General features: G+C 48.8%; 8 protein-coding genes. 7 read left to right on the top strand and 1 reads right to left on the bottom strand.

What is annotated here, in order from left to right:
• The first annotated feature begins 72 nt into the window (after positions 1 to 72).
• Positions 73 to 1,155: a Gfo/Idh/MocA family protein gene (locus HGH90_RS15785; protein ID WP_168762970.1), complete on the top strand. Its 1,083-nt coding sequence runs from the start codon at positions 73 to 75 to the stop codon at positions 1,153 to 1,155.
• A gap of 27 nt (positions 1,156 to 1,182) precedes the next feature.
• On the opposite strand, the gene HGH90_RS15790 is transcribed toward HGH90_RS15785, so the two are convergent.
• On the bottom strand, positions 1,183 to 2,112 hold the full coding sequence (locus tag HGH90_RS15790; protein ID WP_169191509.1) for an AraC family transcriptional regulator: 930 nt from the start codon (positions 2,110 to 2,112) through the stop codon (positions 1,183 to 1,185).
• Between the two features lie 135 nt (positions 2,113 to 2,247).
• Here HGH90_RS15790 and HGH90_RS15795 point away from each other — a divergent pair, with 135 nt between their 5' ends.
• The 6 genes from HGH90_RS15795 (at position 2,248) to HGH90_RS15820 (ending at position 11,463) form a co-directional block, all read left to right on the top strand.
• The gene (locus tag HGH90_RS15795) at positions 2,248 to 3,792 is read left to right on the top strand and encodes a sodium:solute symporter (RefSeq protein WP_168762972.1); all 1,545 of its coding nucleotides are present in this window, start codon (positions 2,248 to 2,250) and stop codon (positions 3,790 to 3,792) included.
• Positions 3,793 to 3,796: 4 nt separating this feature from the next.
• A complete protein-coding gene (locus HGH90_RS15800) occupies positions 3,797 to 4,741 on the top strand; it encodes a dihydrodipicolinate synthase family protein (RefSeq protein ID WP_168762973.1) in 945 nt (314 codons plus the stop codon).
• Positions 4,742 to 4,831: 90 nt separating this feature from the next.
• A complete protein-coding gene (locus HGH90_RS15805; RefSeq protein ID WP_168762974.1) occupies positions 4,832 to 5,428 on the top strand; it encodes an RNA polymerase sigma factor in 597 nt (198 codons plus the stop codon).
• Between the two features lie 78 nt (positions 5,429 to 5,506).
• On the top strand, positions 5,507 to 6,487 hold the full coding sequence (locus HGH90_RS15810) for a FecR family protein (RefSeq protein ID WP_169191510.1): 981 nt from the start codon (positions 5,507 to 5,509) through the stop codon (positions 6,485 to 6,487).
• Positions 6,488 to 6,507: 20 nt separating this feature from the next.
• The gene (locus tag HGH90_RS15815) at positions 6,508 to 9,972 is read left to right on the top strand and encodes a SusC/RagA family TonB-linked outer membrane protein (RefSeq protein WP_168762976.1); all 3,465 of its coding nucleotides are present in this window, start codon (positions 6,508 to 6,510) and stop codon (positions 9,970 to 9,972) included.
• A gap of 18 nt (positions 9,973 to 9,990) precedes the next feature.
• Positions 9,991 to 11,463 carry a SusD/RagB family nutrient-binding outer membrane lipoprotein gene (locus tag HGH90_RS15820; RefSeq protein ID WP_168762977.1) on the top strand — a complete coding sequence of 491 codons (1,473 nt, stop codon included), beginning with the start codon at positions 9,991 to 9,993 and terminating at the stop codon, positions 11,461 to 11,463.
• The last annotated feature ends 87 nt before the right edge of the window (positions 11,464 to 11,550 follow it).

Consider the following 11,550-nt stretch of genomic DNA (forward strand, 5'->3'; position numbering starts at 1 on the left):
ACGGCCGTTACTTGCAATTCTATTGCCGGCACTGTATCTTACGAATCTGGATAATGAAAAACTAAGGAAATTATGTCTGAAACAGCAAAACGTTTGCGCGTGTTAGTAGTAGGCTGCGGTAACATGGGGGCATCCCATGCAACGGCCTATCATACGTTGGATGGCTTTGACATCTGCGGTCTTGTCTCTACCGGAACAAGTAAAGAAGTACTGAACAACAGCCTGGGTGGAGGCTATGCTTTGTTCAACGATTATGAAGCGGCACTGGCAGCTACCCGCCCGGATGCTGTTTGCATATCCACCTACCCAGACACACATGAAAACTTTGCGATCACCGCTTTTGAAAATGGTTGTCATGTATTCATAGAAAAACCACTGGCTGATACCGTCGAAGGAGCAGAACGTGTGGCTGCTGCCGCCCGCAAGGCAGGAAAAAAATTGGTGGTAGGCTATATCTTACGGCACCATCCTTCCTGGGAAAAATTTGTGGAACTATCTCACCAGTTGGGGAAGCCCCTGGTAATGCGGATGAACCTCAACCAGCAAAGTCACGGTAACATGTGGCAGGTGCATCGCAACCTGCTCAAAAGTTTGAGCCCCATTGTAGATTGTGGTGTACATTATATTGATGTGATGTGCCAGATGACCCGCTCTAAACCGTTGCAGGTAAGCGCTATCGGCGCCCGCCTGTCCGATGAGGTGGCCGATGGCAACTATAACTATGGCCAGTTACAGATACGTTTCGAAGACGGCTCTGTAGGCTGGTATGAAGCCGGCTGGGGGCCTATGATGAGCCAAACCGCCTTCTTCGTGAAGGATGTGATCGGGCCTAAAGGCGCTGTATCTATTGTGGCCAAAGAAGCGGGGAGCAGCGGCAACTCTGATAACGTGGCCGCACATACGAAAACGGAGTCGCTGCGTTTCCACCATGCCGCCCTGGATGCCAACGGACAATTTGTGGAAGCCGATAGCTGGATTAATACGGAAGAGGAACCGGATCACCAGGAACTCTGCAACCGCGAGCAGCGCTACTTCCTGCATGCTATCCAGGAGGACACCGATCTCACCGACCACGTGCAGGACGCCATTAACAGCCTGCGTATCGCCTTCGCCTGCGATGAATCGGTACGCACCGGCAAAGTAGTGATGCTATAGAGAGCAGAAAGCTATTGTCCCGAATGATCAACGCGATTTTATATTTGCTAAGTTCGTTCGGGACAATAGCTTTTTGCTTTCCGCTTTCTGCTCTCTATAGCCCCGCTTGTCCCGGAACGTTTTCGGCGCTACTCCCATCACCAGTTTAAATGAACGGGAAAATGCATAGGGGTCGGGATAGCCCATTTCTGCTGCAATTTCCTTGACACTCCAGGGCGTTTCTTTCAGCAGCTGACAGGCTTTCTGCATGCGCAGGGAGGTGAACAGCTGTATAGGCGCATACCGGGTCTTTTCTTTAAACAAGGCAGAAAGATAAGAAGCGGAGATACCCATTTCCCGCGAAAGATTGGCCAGCGTCAGGTGCTGGTCCAGCCGCTGCTTCATAAGCTGTATACACTGTTCGATGATATTGTCGGCGCCTTTTCTCATATAATTGAAAACGCTGAGCCGGAATGTGCCGAGGAAGCTGTAACAGCGGAAGTTGGCGTATAAGAGATTCTCAATATTATTCATAAGATCGAGGTGGTGCAGGATATCATCAAACTGCGCATTGCGGCCCACCAGCGGGGGAATAGTACGTGGTTGCAGGTTAGTGCCCAGGTACCCATACATGTCGTCGGCCAGTTGACCGGCAAATTGCAGGGTATAGATCCGCCAGGAAAGGTCGGTAGCAGGATCTGCCTGGAAAGCGGTGCCCTTGGGAATCAGGACGTATTGATTGGCTTTCAGCGCAGCGCTGCGCTTGCCGATGGTCACCGTACCTTTGCCCTGCAGCACATACAGCAGGGTATATACTGGCGCACCCTTTGACTCGCGGATGGCGCTGGCAGTATGTTCGGGGTAATGCCCGATAGCGGTGATGAAAAGGTTTTTTCCCAGTGGATGCTTTTCCAGCTTGCGTTGCAGCTGAGCTGGCAGGGTCCAGGTACCCGGCATGTTGGCGGCAGTGTGACTCATGATGACAGTAATTTAAGCCATTCTTTTCATAACATTCAACATTGTTTGAACCGTAAAAATTACCAACCTTAGTGGTATCAACCGAAATGCATTATATTCCTGTTTTCCACGTAAGTAATAAATAGAAAAACTGATATGCATTATTTGCCTTTAATAGATCTGGCTGTTATTGCGATTTACCTGCTTTGTATGATCCTGGTAGGCGTATGGTTCTCCAGGAAAAATAGGAATGCAGCTCAATTTACAACAGCATCCGGGAATATTCCAGGCTGGGCGTTGGGATTATCGCTGTACGCCACTTTTTTAAGCAGTAACACTTTCCTGGGTGTGCCGGGGAAGTCGTTTGGCAGCAACTGGAACGCATTTGTTTTCAGTTTGTCGATGCCCGCCGCAGCGTTTATTGCCGCCCGCTATTTCGTGCCGTTCTACCGCCACAGTGGGGAGGTGAGTGCATACACACACCTGGAACGTCGCTTCGGCCCGTGGGCCCGCACATACGCCATGATCTGCTTTATACTGACGCAGCTGGCCAGGATGGGGACTATCTTTTTCGGGGTGGCCCTGGCATTACAGGCGCTCACGGGATTGGAAATGCGTACTATCATGACCGTTACCGGGGGCTGTATCATTGTATATACGGTGCTTGGAGGGATGGAGGCCGTGATCTGGACGGAAGTATTACAGGGAATTATCAAAACAGCCGGGGCATTGATTATACTGGGACTGGTGATCAGTGGCATGCAACATGGCGTAACGGATATTTTTCATATAGGCGTAGCCGATGGAAAGTTTTCATTAGGCAGCTTTAATATGCTGGATCTTGGCAGCTCTACTTTTTGGGTGGTGTTTTTATATGGGTTCTTTATTAACCTGAATAATTTCGGGATGGACCAGAACTATGTACAGCGTTATCATACGGCCCGCTCCGCGCAGGAGGCCTCCCGCAGTATCTGGGTATGCGTATGGTGGTATGTACCGGTAAGCCTGGTATTTTTCTTTATCGGCACGGCATTGTACGCCTACGTGCAACAACACCCGGATATGCTGGCCATGATAAAGCAACAGGCGGCGGCGGAAAGACAGGTTGCGCCCGGGTCGTTGACGCCCGCCGATTATGGCGATAAGGTATTGCCTTTGTTCATGGTGATGAAGGTGCCGAAAGGTTTGCTGGGATTAATTGTAGCAGCCATACTTTCGGCTGCAATGAGTACGGTGAGCAGTGGTATGAACAGTACGGCAACTGTTTTTCTGAAAGATATTTACCAGCGGTATATCTCCCCGGTATCCACTTCCCGGAAGGATATGCAGGTATTATACATGGCCACTACCGTGAGCGGTATGCTGGCCATCATTTTTGGTATTGCCATGATAGGCGTAAAGAGTATCCTGGATATGTGGTGGGAGCTGTCGGGCATTTTTGCCGGTGGCATGCTGGGCTTGTTTCTCCTGGGTATGATATCAAAAACAAAGAATGCAGCAGCATTGACAGCCACGATTATCGGGATGCTGATTATTATCTGGATGTCGCTGTCGAAATACCTGCCGGCTAGCTGGCAGCATCTGCGCAGTCCTTTGCATGTGCATATGATTATCGTTGTGGGCACCCTGTCTATTTTCCTGGTAGGCATGCTGCTTTCACGGCTGCGGGTACAGCCATCCTCTTCGTCTAAAACCTCTTAGTGATATGCAAAAGAAATTTGTACCGGTGATGATCACCCCTTTTAATTTGAAAGCGCAGATTGATATGGGCATGGTGGAATACCTGGTAGACTTCTACCTGGAAGCTGGGGTAAAAGGTTTTTTCGCCAATTGTTTGTCGTCTGAAATGTACAGCATCAGTGAAGATGAGCGATTGGACCTTACCCGCCATGTAGTACGTTATGTGAATGGCCGGGTGCCGGTAGTGGCCACCGGGTCATTTGGGCTCACCATCCCTGACAAGGCCCTGTTTACCGAAAAGTTGTATGATACCGGTGTAGATTCCGTAATTATGATCACGGGGCACTTCGCCAATGTAGATGAGCCGGACGAGGTATTGTTGCAGCGCTTTGAACAAATGTTTTCATTAACCGGAAATATCCCGCTGGGATTGTATGAATGCCCCGCGCCTTATAAGCGGGTCATTACACCGGAGATATTACGCACATTGCTGGCTACCAACCGCCTGATCTATCACAAGGATACCTCCTGTAATGCAGACCAGGTAAAGGCCAAGCTGGCCGTAGTGGAAGGAAGCCGCCTGGAATTCTACGATGCGCATACACCCAATGGCGTAAGCTCTATGCAAATGGGTGCGGCGGGTATGTCGTCTATTTCCGGTAATTTTTACCCGGAGATATTGGTCTGGCTCTGTAACCATGTGAACGATGAAAGCTGCCAGGAGGACGTAAAATGGATACAGGAAGAACTGCGCAGGGTAGACCCGTTGATCCATGTGGCTTATCCCCTCAGCGCCAAGTATTTTATGCAGCTAAGAGGTATGCCGGTACGAACCATCAGTCGCGCACACGCCCTGGAGCTGACGCCTGATCAGAAATTGGTATTGCAGCAGATTTACCGCGACTTTAAAGGTTGGTGCGAGCGGCTGCAAATACGGGAAGTGGTGAGCGCCCGCTTGACATCACATTAATTCGTTGTTATATTTAGGGTAGTAATGATGATTGCATGCGGTTAATGTGTAGTTTAGAGAAAGATCCTTATTCCTAATTCACATAATTTGATGTCCACCAGCACTTACAATCCGCAGCACGATGAAAAGCTCTTCTGGAGCCGCCTTTGTGATGGAGACCGGGAGGCATTCGGAGAGATATACCGGCGGTATTTTCCGCTGCTGTTCCGTTATTGTATCCGGTTTACCGCCGATCGCGGACTGGTAAAGGATGTGTTGCAGGACTTCTTTTCACAGTTGTTCCTGCAACGCGCTGGTCTTGCGCGGGAAGTACATATCAAGAGCTACCTGATGGTGTCGGCCCGAAGAAAGTTATTCCGTTACCTGGAAAAGTCCGCCCGGCAGCCGGGAATATTGGAAGAGGGCACGCTTTCTGGTTTTGAGCTGGAGCTGTCGCCAGAAAGTATCCTGATCAACCGGCAACACGACGAACAGGCTGCCCGCCTGCTGCGGCAGCAGTTGCAGACACTTACGCAGCGGCAAAAAGAAGCTATCTATCTTCGTTTTTACGAAAACCTTAGCTATGAAGCCATTGCAGAGATTATGGTATTAAAGGAAGTAAAGTACGCCCGTACTTTAATATACAGGGCCATCGCCGAATTAAAGGAGCTGCTGGCGGTTAATGAATCCGCCCTGATGGTACGCTAAAAAAGTTTTAAAATTTTTTCTTTTTCCTGAGGGCATCCGCCCGTTTTTTGACTCTTCTTAATAGTACAAGGTATTTTTATGGATTACAATGTGTATGGCGCTGCTGATTTTGCGGCAGATGTTTCATTTCGGGAATGGGTGCTGGAAGGCAACGCAGACCAGGCTTTCTGGGAAAGCTGGCGGGCGGCTCATCCCGAAAAAGAAGCCTTGTTACAGGAAGCCCGCGTCATGGTACTGGCGCTCCGGTTTCGCACCAACGAAGTATGTCCCCATGAAATGGAAGACATAAAACAGCAGATAGATCAATTGCTGGACGAATCCGTTAAAAAAAATAACGGGCTTTGGATCAGGCGTATAGGGTATGCCGTTAGTGCAGTAGCCGCCGTGCTGATACCATTTATAGCAGTATGGTATTACCAGGGAAATCATATACCGGAAAAGGTTTATGTACATACCGGCTTCGGAGAAACTAAAACCATCCATTTACCCGATGGTTCTGTTGTGCAACTCAATGCCAACTCGGCCGTAAGCTATCCTGCGCAGTGGATGAAAGAAGAGGTGAGGACCGTGAGCCTGGAAGGGGAAGCCTATTTCAATGTATCCAAAGCGCCCGCGGGATTACATCCTAAATTCCGGGTACTGCTACCGGATGTTACCATAGAAGTAAAGGGTACTGCTTTTAACGTATATAATCGCCGCCATACTGTTAATGTGTTGCTGGAAGAAGGAAAAATTGTTGTCAATGATAGCCTGAAAATGCTGCCGGGCGATATGATGCAATTCAGGGGACGCTCACCTCAACGACTACACGCCGATCCTGTACAATTAACAGCCTGGAAACAACATCGGCTGGTGTTCAGCAATACGTCCTTATCCGAGGTGGTACAGCAACTGGAAGATCTTTACGGATATCGTATTCAATTCAGGGATAAAAGAATGGAAAGCCTGCTATTCACCGGTTCTGCACCCGCAAGTGATCCGGGAATATTACTGCAGGCAGTCGCCACGGTGCATCAGCTGAAAATGAAACAACACAATTCAGTCATCATTTTTGAATAAAGGGTTTAAAATTTACAGTTATGCAAAAGAGCTTTACGAAGCTTTATGCTCCCTGGAGTGCTATGCTGCTATTATTGCTTTGGGCCACCAGTGCCGGTGCACAGCAATTAATGGTCAGCAGTGGTAACACCTCCCGGGAAGCAGGATCAATTCCTTTACAGCAAATGCTGGCCAACCTGGAAACACGTTATGGTATCAGCTTTAACTATGCCCCTGCACAGGTAGCGGGCAAATTTGTAGCCGCCAGGACTACCCGCGGTAAAGAGACCGACCTCGAAGCACAACTCCGCAGAACATTGCTGCCACTGGGTTTGCTGGCGGTGAAATTAAGCGGGCATGACTATGCCATTCGTAGCGCCGACGCCGCATCCGCTACCAACACCAGCACAGCAGAACAAATTGTAAAAGGAAAGGTAACCGATGAAAAAGGTAATCCTGCTCCTGGCGTGAGCATACGCGAAAAAGGCACTAACAATGGCACCGTCACAGATGCAGAGGGCAACTTTTCTTTGAAGGTAGCCAGTGCAAATGCCATATTGGTATTCCATTACGTAGGCTACCAGGCAAAGGAACTGGCGGCCGGCAACGGCATTTTGCAGGTACAGTTGAGTCCTGAAGTACGCAGCCTGGATGATGTGGTGGTAACCGCTCTCGGTATTAAACGTCAGGAAAAAGCGCTCGGTTATTCTATCGCCACGCTGAAAAGCGACCAGGTAAATACCGTTAAGGACGTAAATGTTGCCAATGCGTTGTCCGGTAAAGTAGCAGGAGTGAATGTACGCAGTACCAGCTCTGATCCCGGCGCCACCTCACTGGTAGTGATCCGCGGCCAAAGTAAACTGGACGGATATAACCAACCGTTGTATGTAGTAGATGGCGTGCCCATTGCACCAGCCGTACGCGCGCCCAAACAACCGGTAGGACAGGTGGTGGTGGATTATGGCAGTACCATTTCTGATATCAACCCCGACGATATTGCCAGCATGACCGTTCTAAAAGGAGCCAGTGCTTCTGCGCTGTATGGTTCCCGCGCACTCAATGGGGTGATCCTGATTACCACCAAATCAGGAAGCGGCGCCAAAAAAGGCTTAGGCGTTGCCGTTAATTCCAGCGCCCTATTCGACCGTGCCACGCTATTCCCCAAATTCCAAAATGAATTTGGTGCAGGGGACCGCACCGGTTCGGATGAAACCATTTCCGAAGCCAGCTGGGGGCCCCGCCTTGATGTGGGTACAAAACATGTACAGTGGGATAGTCCCCTGGATGCTAACGGTAATCCTATTCCTACGGACTGGGTATCTTATCCTAACCGCCATAAAGATTTCTTCCGTACCGGCTCTACCTTGACTAATAACATCGCCGTAACCGGTAATAATAAAGATGGTAACTTCCGCCTGTCTTACACTAATCTTGCTAATGAAGGTATTACCCCTAATACCGATTTGAAAAGAAATACCATTAATCTGTCTGCCGGGTATACGCTGCATCCGAAAGTACGTGTGAGTACCAATATTGGCTATACGAAAAATACGAGCGACAACAGGCCTACCTACAACCGTGGAAGTGTATCCAGTATTATATATACCACTACGCCCAACGTGGATATCAGGAAGCTCCGTAACTACTGGATTCCTGGAAAGGAAGGATTGGAGCAGTTTTCACATGTGCCGGGGTCTACTGATAATCCCTACTTCGTAGCGTATGAGCTGACCAACGGATATAACCGTGATCGTATTATGGGAAATGTAGAGTTGAATATAGATATCACCAAGGACCTAACGCTCATGGCCCGCAGCGGTATGGACTACTATTCTGAATACCGCGAAAGTAAGCGCGCCTTCAGCGCCGTTAAGAATCCCAATGGTGGCTACGGTATCGAAACGGAAACTTTCCGGGAACAGAATACAGATTTCCTGTTGAGCTACAAAAAGCAAGTCAACAAAGATTTCTTTGTCTCAGTATCTGGTGGAGCCAACCGGATGAATCAATCCGGCGCTGGAACTACGCAGAAAACGGAAAGCCTGGTCATGCCCGGCGTATACAGTATCTCAAATGCTAAAGCCGGAACTGTTTTCAATGATTCCTACCATTTCACAAAACGTATTAACAGCGTGTATGGTATGGGACAAGTGGCTTTCCGCAACTACGCTTTCCTCGATCTGACCGCCCGCAACGATTGGTCAAGTACATTGCCTCCTGAAAACAACTCGTATTTTTATCCTTCTGCTTCCCTCAGCTTAATATTGACAGATATGTTCAATATCAAATCGAGCATACTTTCTTTTGCCAAAGTGAGGGCCAACTGGGCGCAGGTAGGCGGAGATACAGACCCGTATAGCCTGTATAACACCTTTGGCTTTGGACAGGATTGGGGAAATGTGAAGCGTGCCATTATTGACAATGCCTTGTTGAATAATAAATTGAAACCCCTGATTGCAACCTCCCATGAGTTCGGGGCCGATGTTCGCTTTCTGGATGGAAGACTGGGCATTGATGTCACCTACTATAATACCATCAACAAAAACCAGATTCTCAGGATTCCGGTAACAATGGCTACCGGTTATAGCAACCTGCTGACAAATGCCGGTAAGGTGGGAAATAAAGGCATTGAAATCGGGTTGAATGCTACCCCTGTTAAAGGCGCTTTCCGTTGGGACTTACAGGTGAATTACACTAAGAACCGCAATAAGATCATCGAGCTGATGCCGGGCATTAACAACTACCTCGTAGGTGGTGCAGAAGGTATCCGCTTCCTGGTGGCTGAGGGAACAGAAATGGGTGATATGTATGCCCAAAACTGGGCCACGGTGCCAGATGGAGAGTTTAAAGGACAACCTTTGCTGGCCAACGATGGTAGCTATCAGAAAGTAAATGACTATGTGAAAATAGGGAATTACAATCCTGATTTCATGGTCGGTATCACCAATACCTTTACCTACAAAGGGTTTACGCTGAATCTGCTGATTGACTGGCGCCAGGGAGGAAAGTTCTTCTCCTATGTAGCTAAAAATCTCCTGAGTGACGGACGTACGCAAACAACCATCCATGGCCGCGATCCGCAAACCGGTGGACTGGCCTGGAACGATGGCACCTACAACCGGACCGACGGAATGATCCTGTTTGGATATGTGGAAGAAAGCCCGGGTAAATATAAACTCAATGATATCGTGACGGATCCGGAGAATTACTACGGCGAGTACTACTGGAGTTTCAATAGCCGCTCTACTTTCGATGCCAGCTACGTGAAGCTGAGAGAGGCCTCGCTGACATACAACTTTTCGAAGAAAGTGCTAGGCAGAGCGCCTATAAACAACCTCTCCATCGCATTTATTGCGAGGAACCTGTTTACCTGGACCGCCGCTGAACAGGGGTACGATCCTGAAACGGCCATGACTATTGCCAATGGCAGCTTTTCACCGGGTGTTACCAGCTGGGGCTTACCATATACCCGTTCCTATGGCGTAAAACTGGGATTCAATTTTTAAACTAATAAATAGTTGGTTATGCAACGCATACCTGTTATATATCTACTGTTTTGCCTGGTGATACTTTCCTCCGCTTGTAAGAAGGGGTTGGAAGACATCAACGTAAACCCGAACAAGTCGCAGGTGATCAACCCTGAATTCCTGCTGTCTACTTCGTTGATCAATACCGCTTATGATTACCAGGAAGATGCCTACTTCGATAAGCCTGCATCTGCCGGGCGTTACATCACGATGGTGCGTAACGAAGGCAACGACAAGTTCGATTGGGGTCCACAGAGCTGGGACGGTAACTATGCCAAACTCTCGGTCAACTATGAAATGATGGACCAGGCTAAAAAGCAGCAGGTGCCGCAATACATAGCCGTTGGGAAAGTATTGGAGGCCTTTAACTTTGCCTATCTTTCTGACCTGTTTGGCGATATTCCCTATACCGACGCACTGCGTTTGAAAGACGACCGGATCCTGCATCCGAAATATGACCAACAGCAGGCGGTATATCCTGCCTTGCTTCAATCACTTAAAGAAGCCAACGACCAATTGGCTACGCTGACGAATAGAGTAGATGCTACCGCAGATGCGATGTATGGCGGTGATCCTTTACTGTGGCGCAAGTTTGCCAACTCGCTCCGGTTAAGAATGCTGCTGCGCATATCAAAGAGTTATGCGCCCGCATTTACCGATATGCAGGCCATTATCAATGATAAGGTAAAGTACCCCATCTTCGAAAGTAATGCAGACAATGCCGAGGTAAAGTACCTGGGGGACGTGGGCGCCAACAGCTGGCCCGGCGGCCTTCTGGCCAATTCTTTTTCAGAATTTGACAAACGTAAACCCAGTAAGGAAATCGTAGATGCGCTGCAGCAACGCAACGATCCCCGCCTCAGTGTTTGGATCGCCAAAGTAGATTCCCTTTCGGGAGGAACTGTAGATTCAAAGCCTTATGTCGGCGTGCCGAACGCTATCCCTGCGCCTTATGACTATAACGGAGGGGCAGTTCATATTTCCCGCTTGTCTGATATGTTTAAAAGTAATAGTCATCCTATGGTGAAAGCATCCATGATGACGTACGCAGAAGTATGCTTCATCCTGGCAGAATGTGTACAGGCAGGCAAGATAACCGTAGCCGGTAAAACTGCCGAAAGCCTCTACTATGATGGTATTGGTGCCAGCATGAAATACTATGGCGTAGACCAGGCGGCTACCGATGCCCATTACTACGATCAGCCGTCTGTAAAGTACAACGGTACGCTGGAACAGCTGATAGGCCAGAAATGGATTGCCGGGTTCCTGAAAGGAGCGGAAGCTTGGTTCGATAACCGCCGCACGGGGTTCCCTAAGTTTATACTGGGTCCGCTGTCTGCCTCCACCAGCTTGCCCAAACGCTATATTTATCCTACCGGTGAACGAGATACGAACAATGATGAATACCTGAAAGCGTTAACGCAGTTCGGTCCGGATAAACAGACTACCCTGATGTGGTACCTGAAATAATATCATTACCTACAGCCCCATGCTTTCAGTGTGGGGTTGTAGTTGTTCTGCTAATCCTGTGCTTTTTTCCGTTAAATATTCCTGGTG

Origin of the sequence: Chitinophaga sp. Ak27 (genome assembly GCF_012726295.1) — a bacterium.
In the GTDB taxonomy this organism is placed as follows: Bacteria; Bacteroidota; Bacteroidia; order Chitinophagales; family Chitinophagaceae; genus Chitinophaga.

What these genes read in the sequence shown, in the direction of transcription:
- HGH90_RS15785 (WP_168762970.1), top strand. Translation starts at nt 73, where the DNA reads ATGTCTGAAACAGCAAAACGTTTGCGCGTGTTAGTAGTAGGCTGCGGT.
- HGH90_RS15790 (WP_169191509.1), bottom strand. Translation starts at nt 2,112, where the DNA reads ATGAGTCACACTGCCGCCAACATGCCGGGTACCTGGACCCTGCCAGCT.
- HGH90_RS15795 (WP_168762972.1), top strand. Translation starts at nt 2,248, where the DNA reads ATGCATTATTTGCCTTTAATAGATCTGGCTGTTATTGCGATTTACCTG.
- HGH90_RS15800 (WP_168762973.1), top strand. Translation starts at nt 3,797, where the DNA reads ATGCAAAAGAAATTTGTACCGGTGATGATCACCCCTTTTAATTTGAAA.
- HGH90_RS15805 (WP_168762974.1), top strand. Translation starts at nt 4,832, where the DNA reads ATGTCCACCAGCACTTACAATCCGCAGCACGATGAAAAGCTCTTCTGG.
- HGH90_RS15810 (WP_169191510.1), top strand. Translation starts at nt 5,507, where the DNA reads ATGGATTACAATGTGTATGGCGCTGCTGATTTTGCGGCAGATGTTTCA.
- HGH90_RS15815 (WP_168762976.1), top strand. Translation starts at nt 6,508, where the DNA reads ATGCAAAAGAGCTTTACGAAGCTTTATGCTCCCTGGAGTGCTATGCTG.
- HGH90_RS15820 (WP_168762977.1), top strand. Translation starts at nt 9,991, where the DNA reads ATGCAACGCATACCTGTTATATATCTACTGTTTTGCCTGGTGATACTT.